General features: G+C 51.9%; 15 protein-coding genes, 1 pseudogene and 1 riboswitch. All 16 genes and pseudogenes read right to left on the reverse strand.

The window, feature by feature from the left end; translation table 11 throughout:
- Window positions 1-29 precede the first annotated feature (29 nt).
- Window positions 30-1,538 carry a monooxygenase gene (locus tag QMG93_RS03495; protein ID WP_281933541.1) on the reverse strand — a complete coding sequence of 503 codons (1,509 nt, stop codon included), beginning with the start codon at window positions 1,536-1,538 and terminating at the stop codon, window positions 30-32.
- A gap of 258 nt (window positions 1,539-1,796) precedes the next feature.
- The gene (locus tag QMG93_RS03500; protein WP_281933543.1) at window positions 1,797-2,819 is read right to left on the reverse strand and encodes a cytochrome c class I; all 1,023 of its coding nucleotides are present in this window, start codon (window positions 2,817-2,819) and stop codon (window positions 1,797-1,799) included.
- Window positions 2,816-4,135, reverse strand: a complete 1,320-nt coding sequence (locus tag QMG93_RS03505) for a c-type cytochrome (protein WP_281933545.1) — start codon at window positions 4,133-4,135, stop codon at window positions 2,816-2,818. The genes QMG93_RS03500 and QMG93_RS03505 overlap by 4 nt, the downstream gene beginning before the upstream one ends.
- Window positions 4,136-4,273: 138 nt before the next feature.
- Window positions 4,274-4,612: a DUF6262 family protein gene (locus tag QMG93_RS03510; RefSeq protein ID WP_281933547.1), complete on the reverse strand. Its 339-nt coding sequence runs from the start codon at window positions 4,610-4,612 to the stop codon at window positions 4,274-4,276.
- Between the two features lie 131 nt (window positions 4,613-4,743).
- Window positions 4,744-5,544 (reverse strand): nicotianamine synthase family protein, encoded by an 801-nt coding sequence (locus tag QMG93_RS03515; protein ID WP_281933549.1) that lies wholly within the window; start codon window positions 5,542-5,544, stop codon window positions 4,744-4,746.
- Window positions 5,545-5,594: 50 nt separating this feature from the next.
- Window positions 5,595-6,470 carry a sensor histidine kinase gene (locus QMG93_RS03520; RefSeq protein ID WP_281933551.1) on the reverse strand — a complete coding sequence of 292 codons (876 nt, stop codon included), beginning with the start codon at window positions 6,468-6,470 and terminating at the stop codon, window positions 5,595-5,597.
- A gap of 179 nt (window positions 6,471-6,649) precedes the next feature.
- Window positions 6,650-7,741 carry a class I SAM-dependent methyltransferase gene (locus QMG93_RS03525; protein ID WP_281933553.1) on the reverse strand — a complete coding sequence of 364 codons (1,092 nt, stop codon included), beginning with the start codon at window positions 7,739-7,741 and terminating at the stop codon, window positions 6,650-6,652.
- Window positions 7,742-7,762: 21 nt separating this feature from the next.
- Window positions 7,763-8,773: an ABC transporter substrate-binding protein gene (locus QMG93_RS03530; RefSeq protein WP_281933555.1), complete on the reverse strand. Its 1,011-nt coding sequence runs from the start codon at window positions 8,771-8,773 to the stop codon at window positions 7,763-7,765.
- The gene (locus QMG93_RS03535) at window positions 8,770-9,576 is read right to left on the reverse strand and encodes an ABC transporter ATP-binding protein (protein ID WP_281933557.1); all 807 of its coding nucleotides are present in this window, start codon (window positions 9,574-9,576) and stop codon (window positions 8,770-8,772) included. The genes QMG93_RS03530 and QMG93_RS03535 overlap by 4 nt, the downstream gene beginning before the upstream one ends.
- A 15-nt stretch (window positions 9,577-9,591) precedes the next feature.
- Window positions 9,592-10,674: a FecCD family ABC transporter permease gene (locus QMG93_RS03540; protein ID WP_281933559.1), complete on the reverse strand. Its 1,083-nt coding sequence runs from the start codon at window positions 10,672-10,674 to the stop codon at window positions 9,592-9,594.
- A gap of 160 nt (window positions 10,675-10,834) precedes the next feature.
- A riboswitch (cobalamin riboswitch) is annotated at window positions 10,835-11,038 on the reverse strand.
- Between the two features lie 485 nt (window positions 11,039-11,523).
- Window positions 11,524-11,817, reverse strand: coding sequence for a DUF3349 domain-containing protein (locus QMG93_RS03545; protein ID WP_281933560.1), 294 nt, complete (start codon window positions 11,815-11,817; stop codon window positions 11,524-11,526).
- Window positions 11,818-12,458: 641 nt separating this feature from the next.
- Window positions 12,459-12,734, reverse strand: coding sequence for a hypothetical protein (locus tag QMG93_RS03550; RefSeq protein WP_281933588.1), 276 nt, complete (start codon window positions 12,732-12,734; stop codon window positions 12,459-12,461).
- Between the two features lie 27 nt (window positions 12,735-12,761).
- Window positions 12,762-13,138, reverse strand: a pseudogene (locus QMG93_RS03555) (DUF2243 domain-containing protein); the annotation flags it as partial.
- Between the two features lie 89 nt (window positions 13,139-13,227).
- On the reverse strand, window positions 13,228-13,572 hold the full coding sequence (locus QMG93_RS03560) for a DUF2512 family protein (protein ID WP_281933562.1): 345 nt from the start codon (window positions 13,570-13,572) through the stop codon (window positions 13,228-13,230).
- A 515-nt stretch (window positions 13,573-14,087) separates the two neighbouring features.
- Window positions 14,088-14,624: a hypothetical protein gene (locus QMG93_RS03565; protein WP_281933565.1), complete on the reverse strand. Its 537-nt coding sequence runs from the start codon at window positions 14,622-14,624 to the stop codon at window positions 14,088-14,090.
- Window positions 14,625-15,107: 483 nt separating this feature from the next.
- Window positions 15,108-15,533 carry a hypothetical protein gene (locus tag QMG93_RS03570; protein ID WP_281933567.1) on the reverse strand — a complete coding sequence of 142 codons (426 nt, stop codon included), beginning with the start codon at window positions 15,531-15,533 and terminating at the stop codon, window positions 15,108-15,110.
- Between the last annotated feature and the right edge of the window lie 67 nt (window positions 15,534-15,600).

Here is a 15,600-nt window from a genome sequence, read left to right on the forward strand (position 1 = left end):
CCGATTGTTTCTCACAAAACAATCGTGTTTTACATAGGACGGCTTCCGCACCAGCGGGCAATTCCCCGCTTGACGGCTTCCAACGGCTGCGGCTCCGATCGGGGAACCGCCCACGCCATATATCCGTCCGGGCGAATCAGCGCCGTATGCACGTCTTCCCATTCGGCCTCCTTCCCGGCGGTCGAGGCGTGAACGACCCGGACATGCCCGTACTCCTCCCGAGGGACAACGTCGTTCAACTGGTCATCGGAAGCGAGATGGAGCAGGACGAAGCAGCCGGAGTGAAACAGTTCATAAGCATTCAGAACGGCACCGCTGTCCAGCCGCAGCTTCAATTCCGTAAAGCGGCGTCCGTTCAACGCGTGCGGCAACGCATCCTCATCCGGCGCATACCGGACAGCGAACGCCCCGATCCGGGCAGCTACCTCCTTATTCGCCTCGGGAATGCGAAGCAAGTCGGACAGCAGGCTGCGCAGTTCAATCATTCTCGGCGAAAATTCAAGTCCCATCAACAGTGTTTGCGCCTGAGTATTGCGAAGCAGCGCCGTATTCACGGGGAATCGTTCCGCATGGTAGCTGTCCAGAAGCCACGCGGGAGCCCGCCCCTTCAGTTCTGCCGCCAGCTTCCAGCCAAGGTTCACCGCTTCCTGCAGCCCTACGTTCAACCCCTGACCGCCGGCCGGGAAATGAATATGCGCCGCATCCCCCGCAAGAAAAATCCGTCCCTTCCGGTAACGCTTCGCTTGACGAGTCGCATTGCCGAAGCGGGACAACCAGTACGGCTCGGAAATGCCCAGATCGCTTCCGAGAATACGCACCAGCCCCGAACGCAGCTCCTCCAGCGTTACCGGCTCTTCCTTCGGCACCTTCATCCTCGTGGGATCGATCATCACAATCCGATGGAGCCGGTCCGTCACGGGGAGAATCATGACCAGCCCGTGCTCGGTGAAGCGGGTAAGCACTTTCGTTTCCGGAGGATACGCCAGAACGACGTCTCCGAGCATCGCGGTGAAGGTCGCGTCCGTACCTTCGAACGGGATGCCAGCCTGCTTGCGGACAAGGCTGCCTGCCCCGTCTGCGCCGACAACATACGCTGCGGTCAGTACGGCTTCCCCTTTCGGACCAACGGCAGTAATCTCCACGCCTTGCGCATCCTGGCGCACCGACACCACCTCCGTCTCCCGCCGAATTTCCACGCCGAGACTTTGCGCCCACGCTTCCAGCACTTTCTCGGTATCGTGCTGCGGAATATACAGCGTGTAGTTGGAGGCAGAATGAAATAACGAAAAATCCAATTTGGTATCCAGCGCCGCATAATGCCCTATCGGAAGCAGCTTTCCGATACTCACCAGCTTCGTTTTCAAGCCGCGCAAATCGAACAGCTCAAGCGAGCGGGGATGGAGATTCAGCGCCCGGGAATACGGCATCGTTTCCTTCAAGCGCTCAAGCAAGCATACCTTTACTCCGGCCAAAGCCAGCTCCCCGGCTAGCATCATGCCGACCGGACCTCCGCCGACAACGATCACTTCATAATCCATTCGTATCCTCTCCTTTTCTCCAATTACCGTTACGTTTTTTGTTTCACACAAAACAATATGGGTATTTTGTTTTGCGAGAAACAATATCATTATAGCAGTTTGGCAATTTTATACAACCCCGCTGCACTTTGTTTTTACAGGAATTCGGAGGTTGTAATGAAAAAGGGCCCTATCGGCCCTTTTCCGATTACTTATTACTTATTACTTATTACTTATTACTTATAACTTAACGCCGCCTCCTCAGCAGCCTTTCCCGACTTATTTTTGCACGGTGCGCGGCGATTCCTCCATATACGGCTGCAAGTAAATCTCCCTCACCTCGTGCCGGACCCAGCTCATTAGTGTCAGCACGATCAGCAGCACGCTAACGGCGGCAGCGAACAACCTGCGCCCGTCCTGCCTGACCAGGCGGACCAGCAGCCAGCATAAGCCGATAGCCAGCAGCACCGCGGTCGCGAGCAGCGCGGTATGGAACGCGGACCCGCCCATAAACGCATGGCGGACGCGTCCGTCCATACTAAGCAGGAGCAGCGGTCCTGCAAGCAGTTGGAGCAGCGTGAAGCCCGCCGCCATCGTTTTGCCGTAGCGCTTGGCCGCCTCCGTGACCGGTCCGGCCCCGTTCCGCTCGCGTCGTCTCCCCCATCCGTACAGGAACAGGCCGAGCATCGTAAAGCTCGCCGCCATAAAGTGAAGGTAGCGCTGCCAGATGGTCGGATACGCGAACAGCGAGCGCCAGAAGCCGCGCTCCGGGTCCCACAGCTCGGGATGGAGCATCGAGGTCACATTCGTGATGAACAGCAGCGGAACGAACAGCAAGATCAGCGTGCCGAATAAGCCGAAGCTAAGGTGCAGCGCCTTGCGCTTCTGCCAGCGCTCCCATGTGAATTTATAGACGTACAGCGCCAGAAATGCGACGGTCAGCAGCGGAATGAGCAGCAGCCACATTTTGCCGATCAGGATCGTCGACGGATAAAAAAACTGGGTGTAAATGGTGCTGATGATCAGCAGCGGTGCAATGCCGAGCACGACGGCGATGCTTTTGACAATCGATACGTGCGTCGCCATATGCTGCGCCAGACGGTCCGGAACCGCATCCTTGCGAACGATTCCTTTCAGCTCGTTGTACACCGCGGACACGGAGCCGGCTACCAGAATGTTAACGAAAATGATATGAAGAATAAATCCGACGACCATCAGCACTTCGAAAAAAGGCAGGTCGCCCGGAATGGCCAGTCCCAGATCGTTGGGCACCGGCGATTTGGCGGTCAAATAGGCGTTCACTCTGCACCGTTCCTCTCCGAAACCATCTTGTGAATATAGGCGGCCAGCGCCTTAACCTCCTCGTCCGTTCCCGCAAACGGCGGCATGACCGGACGAATATTGTGCATCTGTGGGATGAAAGACGCCAGCGCTTCCTCGCTCCAGCCCTTCGCCCTCTCCGTCATGACCCGGCTGCGCCGCGGACCGTCGATGCTGTGACAGGCGATGCACTGCATCCGGAACAGCTCTTCCCCGGCCTGGAGCTTGTTCGCCTCCGTCACCTCCCGGACCGGTGAAAGCGTCGCTTGCGCCAGCGCGCCGTCCTTGCGGAACCGCTCGACATCCGTTTTCAGCACGCCGTTCGCGTACATGTAATTGTAAATGACATACGGCTTTCGAATATTTTCCCGGACGATCTCGAATTCGGTAATCAGCAGCAGCGAGAAGGCCGCCGTGAATACAGTGAGCACCACCGGATACTTCGTTCGGCCATCCATCAGCATGACGCCGAGCACGAACATGAGCAGCAGGCCGAGCACGTTGATAAAGGCGAACGTGAAGTCGCTCATACCCGACGCCCAGACGACCAGCGTTTGCGCTTGATCGGGCAGCGTCTTTAAATACCACCACCCGGATGCGAGCATCAGCGGCACGGAAACGACGAGCCATTTGCCGTACAGCTTCAAGACGATGTGGCGGTCAAGCGGGTCTTTCACAAACCATCGGTTCAGCGGCGTCAGTACCGCAACCCCCAGCGTGATGGCGGCGAAGGTGCGGAACAGCGTCGAAGGCACCCAAGTCGTATTCAGGAACGCGCTCCAGAACGACAGCGTCTCGACCCAATCACCCGGATTGATCTGGGCGGCCAAAATGCCGGTAATGATCACCATCGTAAACCAGGACATGATGCACAAGGCAAGGCCGGTCCGCAAATGCAGCTTTTTCTTTTCTCCCTTCCAGCGGTCCCATGTGTAAAAATACGTCAGCAGCAAGACGACTTCCGATACGAACACCAGCCATTCCGTAAACCAAGCCCAATGAAAAATACGCAGCAGCGAGCCGATCGCATTGGGCAGTATAACGGTCGTTGTGAACCAAATGCCTACTCCCGTCATCGCTCCCGCCGTCGTCGTGATGATCAGAATCCACTTGCTCAGCCATCGGGCGTACGCCTCCAGCCTTTCGCTACCTCTTTTGAAAGCGGCATACTCAATAGAGACCATAAGAACAGACCCGCCAATAGCGACGGCATGATTGATCATGACGTGCAGCACCGCCATCATGCCGATCAGGTTGCCGTTGCCGACCCAACCGAAATCGATTGTCGGAAATTCCACCTTCCCGCACTCCCTTTCCGTAAAAAAAATAATCCTTGCCGCAAGCGACAAGAATTATTGTATAGAAGTCGTTTTCGTTCAAAATGACTCCTCAGGGCTAATATATTGATAAAAAAATGAACAAACACGTCATTTACTTTAAATAATAACGGGTATCTTCGATTTTCTTAGAATTTCTTGCAATTTCCGTACTTCTTTTCGCAATCTCTCGTTCTCTTCCTCCAGCCGCTGCGTTAACCTGCATTTCTCGCTCGTCTCCGTCTGCTCTTGCCTGCGCAGCCGCTCGATCTTGTCGCGCAGCTCAGGATGAGTATACAGAAACGGCTTGGACACGCCGGCCTCGATCGATACGGTATTGAAATTAATCTTCAGCTTTTCCTTCCTCAACCGTTCAATGGCCGATACGGCCTTGCGGTACGCCTCTACCGTCTTTTGCTCGCTGAATTTTTTAATCCCTTCGACATTTCTACGCTGCATAAGGCTGCCTCCCTGCATTCTGTTCTTTTCGCGTGACCTTGTCCTTATTATAACGAACGATAAAAGGCGAAAAATGACCCCTTTGAGTCAAATTTCCGCCTTTTTTATGAACAAACGGTGGATGACCGGCTTCAGCGTCCTTCCGTCCATTTGGGCTTGATCATGAGCGTATCGTAAATGCTCCTGCCCTGTACGACCGGAGATAGCTCCCATTCTTGCGACAAATCGCTTTCGAGCGGGTAATTGAAAATCGATTTCAACCCGTTGCCGTAGCGCAAAATGACGCTCGTATCCTGATGTACGGCCTGCCTCAAGTCCTCCAGAACTTCAAGCTTGTTTTTGACCAGAGACGCAATCATGACATGCGTGGCTTCTTTAGCAAACGACAGCTCCTTCAGACCATGGCCCGAAAATTGCACCTTATCGTGCAAGCCTGAGACTTTCGCTATTCTGCTTCCCAGATCGAGGGCTTCGGCATCGATATCCAGACACAGCACATCCGCCCTCGTCTCCTTCGCAATGGTCAGGGCCGTCAGCGGGAACGCACCCGCACCGACGAACAGCACCTTCGACGTACAGCCGATCCGAAAATGCCGAAGCTCGTCCTGGACCGTGTCCGACAAGATGGATAAATACCGACCCATGTCCGTCCGCCGCTCCAGCGTACGGATGGACTGATATTTCTCCATATCGCACAGCGCCCGCGCCGACGTCTCCCGCAACCGCTCGCCATGCTGTCTTACTTCTTCATGATCGCTCCATAAGAGCCACTGCCGTTCGTTCTCTTCGCTGATCATAAACCGGCAAAGATCGCCCAATTTGGTTTGAAGCAAGTCAAAGCCATCCGGGCATTGTCTGGACAAATCGGTTAATTGACGGATCTCGTATTCGAGTAGCTTCAAGGAAAGCAAAAAAGCATCCCTGTGCTTCAATAAGCTCCCTCCGTTTCTTGCTCCATTTCCAAGGAAACTGTGCGGCTTACTCAAATACGTATTTGGTTTTCTTGTCCCTTATGCCCGAATGCTGCGTCATCCGGCTTGCTCACGGCCAGCACAGTGTGCCCGTTCTCCCTACGGAGAGCGAACGTCCAGCCCCTCTTGGCCGCGCGGTCTTGGATGATTTTCAAGCCGTAGCCGTTCTTCTTCGACAGCGGATCGGATGCGAAGCCTTGGCCGTCGTCCGCAACCGTACACCTCCAGCCGCCGCCCGGTCCGCTGGCGTCCTTGCCTTGTATCCAGACATTTTCCGCCGCCGCATGCTTGAAGACGTTGATTAACGCCTCGCGCAGCGTAGCGTACAGCTCCACCTTTTCTTTCACGGTCATGCGCTCCTCGGACAGTCCCCACTCCAAGTGGACGGCAATGCCGGTATCTTTCCTGAAATCCGCGATCAGATGCTGGACGGACTCCATCCACGGCTGTGCTTGCGGCACGGCCGGATATCGCAGGCCGTCGATGGCCTGGCGGACATAGTCGTTCACTTCGTGCACGGTTTTCCGCAGGCTTTGATACAGGTCGCCCAGTGGAACCGCATGGCTTTGCTCCATTCGGTCCACGCGGACCGATAACAGAAATAACGATTGGGCGATGCCGTCATGAAGCTCCGAGGCCACTCTTTCCCGCTCCTCCAAAGCCGCCTTCGCGGCCCGCTCCTGCTGCAGCTGCTCCTGCAACTGCTCCATTAGCGCGAACAGCTTCCGAAGCAGCGTCATCGTGACGAGGTAAACGAGCAAAGGCGCCAGCCAATTGCCCAAATCCATCGAAATATAAGGAAGCAAAAACGCATGCCGGGTATATTCCCATATCCCGATCGTTAGCGTAGGAATGATCAAGATCAAACTCTTCAAATGCTTATACAATGAGAAAAATCCTCCCGGTATGAACTCGGCGTCGGCAAAACCACGCTCCTTCATCTAAACATAAATGAAGTACCCATGCCTATGACTCGCCGGGGCTATCTTTTCGATCAAAAAACGTCTGCAAAAAAAAATAATCCCTGCCGCCTTTCGACAAGGATTATGGTATAGATATAGCCGGATCAGCGCTTCTTCGCCAGGATCGTGAAGGACGCAGCCGCCGCATGCGCGTTCATTCCGGCGTCCGTTCCGACCGGAAAGCTTCCAGCAAGCCACACTTCGGGGGCATAGGGCAACGTCGTCGAGCCGAGACGCCCCTCGGCTTCCAGCGTCTCCAAGGTATCGTCCCGCTTCAGATCGGACACGCCCCGGTCAAGCCCGCTTGGAAGCACGGTGCTCCACGGCTTGCTGCCGCCTTCGTTTTCCACGAGACCGACCACCTCGAAGCCCTCCGACTCCAGCAGCAGCACAAGCTCCTTCGGCGTCATCAGGGCCAACTCCCGTTCCACCCGGTATCTCGGCTGCTCCAAGCCTTGTACAAAAGTTTCGTAGGTGGCGGTTAGCCGATAAATTTGACGCCGTAGCGACGTTTCCCCTTCCACATGCTTGTAGACGATTTTGTCCTTCGGTAGCACTTTGCGCTGCACCGTCTTCCAGCTCGCTTGCACGGGCGGCAGCAGCAGCTCCACGGCAAGCAGCCCTTGAGGAACCAGATGCTTTCGGATCTTCCCAAGCACGGTCCGGTGCTCACTCATCCGGGTCACATGCTGGATAATTCCCTCGGGGCACAGAACATGCGTGAACGTCCCCGCAAGCTCCAGTTCCAGCATGTCCTGCTCCACCAGCTCCAGCGTGTCCGCGCGGTCCTTAAGCACGCGCTGGCGCTTCGTTTCCGCGAGCTTCAGCATGTCCGGACTCCGGTCCACGCCGCATACCCGGATGCCGTGCTGCGCTAGCTCCACCGCGATCCGGCCGGTGCCGGTGCCCAGCTCCAGCACGCTGGGCGGCTCGGAGAAGCCGGCGGCGGTGCCCATGATCCAGTCGCGGGCAAAGACGACGCCGGCTTTCCCGGCGAACTGGTCGTACAGCTCCGCTTCCAGCCCCGCATACGGCGCGTTGGCCCGAGGCTCGTGCCGCACGCCCTGGAGGCCGCACCGCGAGCAGACCGTTCCCGCCAAAGCCCCGATCGCCACGCCCGCCGGCACGCCGTTGCGGCAATCGCCGAACCACTCGTCATAAATATAATGGCAAAATGAACATTCCGTTGTGGTCAACGCCGCTCCTCCTGACGTTTTTTAATTAAATTTTTCGGGATAAAAACCCGTCGCCATTTTTTCCAAAGCCGTCGTGTTTCTTACCCCTTCGAACACATCGGAAAGCGGCATAATAACGAACTTGTTGTTCTTGATGGCCGTTACGTTCGCCAAGGCCGGAAGGCTTTGCAGAAACTTAATCTTCTCCGCGGCCGACGGCTTGTCGTAGTCGAAAATCAGAATAACCTCCGGATCGCGCTTGACGACTTCCTCCCAGCTGACCTTCGCCCAGCCTTTTTCGACATCGTCGAATATATTTTTGCCGCCCGCAAGCTGGATCAACTCAGTCGACAACGACTTGCCCGCCGTATAAGCCGTGTCCTGTCCGCTGTCAAAAGCAAATACCCGCAGCGGCTTCTCGGGCTTCCCGACCTTCAATTGAATCTCCTTCACTTTCGCTTTCATCGACTCGACGAGCGCGTCGGCTTTGGCCTGCACGTTGAATATCCGCCCGATATTCGAAATATCCTCGTACACGTCCTCCAGCGTGCCGAACGGCACGTACGTCCCTTTGGACACATAGGCCTCGATTCCTTTTTCCTTCAACGCTTCGACGGTGCCGACGCCTTTTTCGGCAAAAGCGCTTTTCCGGCCGTAGACAAAATCCGGCTCCGCACCGAGCAGCACTTCCAGCGAAGGATATTTGTCGGCCAACACCGGAATGGCGGTGTACTTCTCCTTCAATTCCGGGAGAATCTCGTCGTCCATATATGCGGTGCCGACCATCGACTTCTCTAGGCCGAGCGACAGCATAATTTCCGTCGTATGTTGGTTTAAGCTGACGGCCCGCTTGGGCGCTTCCTTGAAGGTGAGCGTGCGGCCCATATTTTCTATCGTCACGGGACTGTAGGCTGCCGTCTTGGGCGTACCGTTCTGCGGGGTGTCCCCGCTTGCCGCCGGGCTTTTCGACGTCGTTTGACCGCAAGCGGCCAAGAGAAGCAACGAACAGACGAACAGTAAGGATGATATTGTATTGGCTAAGATGCGTTTCATGAAATTAAAGCTCCTTTTTGCTTCAAATGAAGTTGTAGCGATTCTGGAAAATACGTAATGCTGAGCTTCCGGGTCACCGGATGCACGGCCAGCTGCGCGCTCACGCCGAACACCTGGCGCAGCAGCTCCGCTGACATCACTTCTTCGGGCGTGCCCGAAGCGTACACTTTGCCCTCATTCATCACAATGAGTCGGTCGCAGAAATAACAGGCCATGTTCAGATCGTGCAGCGCGGATAAGGCGGTCATCCGGAGCGTTTTGACCAAGTCCATCATTTGCAGCTGGTACCGGATGTCCAAGTGGTTCGTCGGCTCGTCCATGATCAAAAATTGCGACTGCTGCGCCAGCGCCCGAGCGATCAGCACGCGCTGCTTCTCCCCTCCAGACAGGCTGGAGAAGCTCCGCCGCGCATACGTTTCCATCCCCACGCGCTCCAGCGCTTCGCCGACCAAGGCGTCGTCTTCCCGTGTGTCTGCGGCGAACATCCGTTTGTGCGGATGGCGTCCCATGAGCACGATATCCCGCACCGTAAAATCAAACGCGGACGACGTCTCTTGACTGACGACGGCCATCCGCTGCGCCGTTTCCTTATGGGTCAGCTCGGACAGCTGCTGCCCGTCCAAGGAGATCCACCCCGCTTGAGGCTTTAGCACGCGGTAGATATTTTTGAGCAGCGTCGATTTGCCGCTTCCGTTCGGGCCGATAATGCCGACGAATTCGCCCGGCTGAATCCGCAGGTCCACGTCTTGAATGATTGGCACTCCCTTCACACCGTAGGAGAGCCCTTGAACCTCCACCTTCATCTTCTTGGTCCCCCTCTAGAACGAGTATGCGCTGCGGCGCAGCAGCCAAATGAAAAACGGTCCGCCACACAGCGCGGTCACGATCCCGACCGGAAGCTCCTCCGGCGCAATGATGAGCCTCGCAAACACGTCGGCCCAGATCATGAACGACGCTCCCAGCAATACGCTAACCGGTAAAACGCGGCGGTGATCCGAACCGACCATCAGCCGAACCAAGTGCGGGATCATTAAGCCGATAAACCCGATGGCTCCGCTCACGGCAACGATCACCCCTGTCAGCAAGGAGGTCAGAATCACCAGGACTTTACGGAAGCGGTCCATGTTCACCCCCAAGGTCACGGCCGTCTCTTCCCCCATGAGCAGCGCGTTCAGCGAACGGTATTGGAGCAGCAGATACAACGTACCGGCAACGACAATACAGGACGGAAACGTCAAGTAGCTCCATTTGGCCCCGGTCAGGCTTCCCATCATCCAGAACATCGCCGAGCGGATGCCTTCTTCCTTGGGAGCCATCGTGACGATGAAGCTGGTCAAGGCCGACAGCATCATGGATACCGCAATACCGGCGAGCAACAAGCGGGTATTGGACAGCGCGCCTCCAACACGGGCCAGCATGTACACCAGAACAATGGCAATGAGCGAACCGATAAAAGCCGACACGGATAAAGCATACTGCCCGAACAACTGGAAAGCGCCGAACAAAATGACGAGCGTCGCGGCAGCGGATGCCCCCGAGGACACGCCCAGAATATACGGGTCGGACAGCGGATTGCGGGTCAATGCCTGAATCGCGGTGCCCACCACAGCCAGTCCGCCTCCAACGACGGCGCCAAGCAGCACCCGCGGGAAACGGATATCCCAGACGATGTTGCCCTGCGCTTTGGACCAATCGGGCTCTAGCCACCGGTCTAATCCAGGAATATGCGAGAAGGCAATCTTCCAGACGGTCGACGGCTCGATGCGAACCGGTCCCAGCATGACTGCAAGTGTAATCGAACCGAGCAAAATTCCGAACAACCCCAACAGCACCAAGGGGAAACGTCCTTCGGCTACGGCCCGGTCCGCTGGCGCAGACCTCTCTTGTATGATGCTGCTCATCGGACTCCCCCTCTTTTTCTATGTACAAGCAAAAAGGAGCATCTCCAACCACGCTCAGCGGTTAGAAATGCTCCTCCATAAGAGATGACGACCCGATGAACCCATCAAGGTCTCGAATTAGCTCCAGCATCCTAACACCTCCCCATTCTCCGCAGGTTATAGCAGTGTTGTCAAAACAGGCAGGTCTCCTGACTCAGGGGTTCTCCTTCGGCGTCTTCCCGGAAATAAGCTCCAGTGACGTTGTGCCAAAAAATAGCCGGACTTTCCGGCTCCCATAACAGTGGCGGGACCGCGACGGATTTGCACCGTACTTCCCTTTTAAGCTTCAGCCGAGCGCTGAAGCACCTGTTTCCACCTATTCGGTTGTCCACAGTAAGTCTATAGCAGTCTGGAAGCCAATGTCAACTGAAATTATTCATGCAGAGACAACCGTGACGCCCTGTTCTTGCAAGTTTTCGACGATCGCTTGAAATAACGGCCGGTTTCCTATCATATTGCCACAGGATAGGATGCTCTGCCTTTCTCCCAAATGTCCAGCTCTTCGCTCGTCATCACATAGGGTAAGTTGAAGCTACCTATATAAACTAGTCTATGGATGGATTCTTTGCTTGATGCAATATATTTTTTTAATTCGTCGCAGAATACAAAATCGATAAAAGAACGGTATACGGTGGGCTATCTCCATCGGATCGCTTTGATCATCTAGCAGTGTGAATTTAAAATGCGCCCGGGCTTCCTCCATCGGACCTTCAAGTTTTACGATCCGGATTTTTTAAAATAAGTTCAGCGCCTTGGTCCAATATAGATATCGCAAATACGGGTACCCTCTCCAACATTCCCACACTTTCATTACTCTTCATTTAGCCATGCTTCGTAACCATGGGGCATTAGCTTCCCTATTACTAAGTCTAGACTCTCCTGCCCAGGCCGATTTGTCGTTACCGATCGATGGACATCATTATGAGCTGCAGCGCTATCTTTACCGGTAACTATAACAATGACCTCGGCTAAATTTCTATCCGTCAGATGTTCGTACAATAAGGCGAGCAGCGGATAGTATTCCTCTTCTCCAATGCCTGCCGGGAACGCTTTACTTAACATGTTACAAGTCCTTTCCAAATGGTCCGGTATTGGATCGCTCATGTTAATTCCTCCTGAGAAGATGATGCCAAGCCGGGAAAATTTTCCTCTGAAACGATTCCAGCGGAGGACCTGTCTGCACTTCTCGTTATTGTCATAAAAACAAACTCTTTTCCCGTAAAACAGTTCCTTGGCACCGATACTCTCTCCAACATTCTATCAGTTCTTGGACACACAATAAAATATTCCAACAAAAAAATAACCACAGTACGGCTTTTTTCCGTATTGTGGCTTCGATGAGATTCCATATTTTACAATTATCCTTTTTGCGAAAGCAGCCAATCCTCATAACAGGGACTGCAAAGGACTTCGAGACGTTCTTCAATGCCGCTGTCGTCATAGATCGTAATGCTGTGTGCAGTTTCGGTGTTTTTTTCGCAATAATAGCATTGGTGGGACATGGAATAATATTTTCCTCCTTGTAGTATTCAGATGTTAAGCCGCTGCGGCCACTTTCATGCGGGGACGGGCTGCTTTAAACCATTGCAGGCAAAAAACATGCCGTTTGCCGCTAAGGCAAATACAAGCACAGTCGCGCGGTAAAAGAAGCTCTTCCGATGCGGCACCGGGTCAACATAGATCATGGACACCGTAAATAAATAAACCCGCCAAAAAAACATGGACATGCATTAGGAGATGTATAATCAAACTTTGATGCCAGCATTCCAAGCAGCAAATGCCCGGTCATATGAGCCGCAAAATCCGTAAGAGCCCGTTGAGCCAATGGTCCGATCACAGCCATAGCCGCCATGCCAACACCAAATAAACCAGCATACATAGCGGTAAAACGGCCATGGCTTGAAGCGACGTCCAACTGCGATGGCTGCATAAACATAAAGAACGAAAACCACTACGGCCAACATCGCCAGTCCAAGCTCGACAAAACCCCTCATCTCGTAATGAAACGACTCATGATTCATTCGGTGACATCCTTCCAAGCTTGACCTTTTCGAACGAACGAGGAACATACTTCCGGCCAAGATCATGGTTATGGCGGTAAAGTTCCATATCAGGTCGTAGACGATGACATTCTCGACATAGCGGATTTGGTGGATTCGCATGAGCTTGTGCTGGATCGTTCCGTCATACAACTGGAAAGCGCCGCTACCACGAAAGACCCCACCCCAAACCTTTGGAGATGCAGGGCGTTTCGTCGGAGAAGATCGGCAAACATAAACAGCCCGCCGATCGTTGCAAACCAACTAAAAGCGTGAAACAAACCATCCGAGACCAAGCCGATGCCGGTTGTAGATTTATCGTAGAAATGGTGCCAATGCAGCAATTGATGAAATACGACTTCATCGATAAAAGCTACCAAGACCAGTCAGAACAGACAGCCTGCCCCTACATTACGCCCAAAATGGGATTGTGTGTCTTTCGGTTTTATCGTTTGACTAGCCATAAATTCGCCAATTAGCCGGTAACCTTTTTTCTTTCCCGGTCGATTGCCAAAAATCGGTGATACACCGCTTCACCGACCCCGAGAAACAGCGTGAGGAAGATGAGCCCGCCGATACTCAAATCCCATTTCAGCAAGGAAGCGACGACCCAAAAATATACAAAGGCCAGTACCGCATCAACAAGCGTTGCGACTGTATTGTTGCTTATCCTCAGCACATACTGGTCCCCCACCAAATAAGCTATCACGCTAAGGACAACGGAAGCTATGGTCGCTTCCCAGAACGTTGCCTTTGTCAGCCAAAGGAGGATCGTAACGGCAATCGCTCCATTAAGCAAAAGCTTGAAAAGAATTTTCACAACAAAGCCCCTTTTTTTAGGATGGTAACTTTAATGTGCTCATTATTTTCTTTACAAATTCATGGAGTGAGTTTGAACGGAAAAAGGCATCTCGTCAATGAGATGCCTTACACAACCTCCCTTATTTTAATCAAAAATATATTCGGCTCATTGTCAAAGGCATGGGTATAGATCATCTTGATATTTCGATCATAAAGATCGCTCTCTCAGGAACGATTAAAAATATCTATATACTCACCCGTTATCAATACATAACTTCACTATCAATATCAATATAGGCCAAGGATACGGAAACTTCTATTAATTTCTTTGGAACATGATTCAAAAAATTCATCTGTGGGCATTTCAAATTGTATGTGATGTGCCTTAGTCGTCCCCGTACGTATGAACGCAGTGCGCTCCGGTGGGTTGGGCCGTCATGACACCAATGGAAGCTGTACCCTTTGCGGCCCGTATTCTTGAGCTAGAAATCCATTTTTTTGGGAGCGACTGGTTTAACAAACTGTTCCATTTTCTCAATCTCTAACTTTTATCTCTCTCATGTAGCGAGTTACTGCAAAACAATTTTCCAAATCTTCATCCCCTAAGGACCAATATAAAATTGTATTCATATGGGTTTTATCATCCTTTTCAAGAAAATTTTTTATTCTGTTCCATATTAAAGGACTGAAATTTTTTTCATTAAGATAATCATTAAATGAGGCTATAATTATCACCATAAGTGCAAATTTTCCTTCAATATTAAGTAGAGTATTTTCATAAAATGCAAGAAATTCTTCTATACGAGATGCGTTTGCTACAATGTACTCCCAATCTTGACAAAATTCATCAGGTTCTGGCAAACCTAACTTTTCTATGAGAAAATCTCTTGCCGATTTGGTAACATATTTCGGATTATTTTTCATAACTCCTCCATTATTTTGGCTTAGTTCTTGGATACTTACTATTATATTAGGTAAGAGTTGTCGACCCCCCCCTTCTTTTTTACAACCATATAGCTCGGGCAAAGAACAGCGTCCTTTTACATTAAACGGAAAATCCATAGATTTCATGCAGTTGACCGAGGAACAACGGTTCCTCCGGTTGCCCTTCCTGAGCTGCATACAGGCCGATAGGGTCGCGGTAGCTGCCTTGCCGCACCAAAGCTTGGCTCTTCCTCGCTCATGATGCCCCCGAGCTGCATTCGGGCATGAGCTCCGGGAAACCGCGTCATTTTTATTTCTTCAAGCCGCAGCTTTCCGTACGACCATTTCAGCATAAGATCCTGTACGGTCAGGCCCGACAGTCGATCCGATTCGTTGTATGAAACATAAAGCTTATTCACTAAAGTTTCATTAATCCGGAATCATGGAAGATGAATTTTATTTAAGGTCAGTAAAATAAACGTGTAACTTGTTGAGGTGTTTAAAAAAAATCTGGAAAATATTCATACGCCATTTAAGTATATTTTTATTTAAATGATGGGTTTCTCATCGAGTAACCTCGCTGAAGAAAAAAACCTTGAGTGACGGAAACCACTCAAGGAGATTGCAAATTTAATATAAGAATTCATACTTGTTTGTTTCTTTATTAAAAGTAACATCAATTGGGGGGACCTCAAAACCAAATGCTATGGAAGCCCATTCGATCATAGCAACTACTAAACCCTCTTCTTGAAAATCACACGGTGCTATATTTATAGAGTGGATGACAATTATTGTATTTTTTTCATACTTTGAATTACTCAGAATTTGGCCGCTTACTTTCTTCAGCCCTTCTATCAAATAAATAACATCTTCGTCAAAAATGGTATCTTCACCGACTATTTGCTTATTAGCAAAAACCAATTTTAACCCATCACACACTTCTATTATGCCATCTTGTTCATTGTAATTTGATATTGAAGTATACTTGGCAATTATTTTGATGTAAATTCCCCATGTAGATTTGAAAACTCTGTAGGTGTGCTCAACTAGACTCAAAAAAACACCGCCTATCCTCATGAAATATTAAATATTTCATAATAGACTTATCAAAAAAGTTCTCTTT

Origin of the sequence: Paenibacillus tyrphae (assembly GCF_027925525.1) — a bacterium.
Classification (GTDB): Bacteria; Bacillota; Bacilli; order Paenibacillales; family NBRC-103111; genus Paenibacillus_G; species Paenibacillus_G tyrfis_B.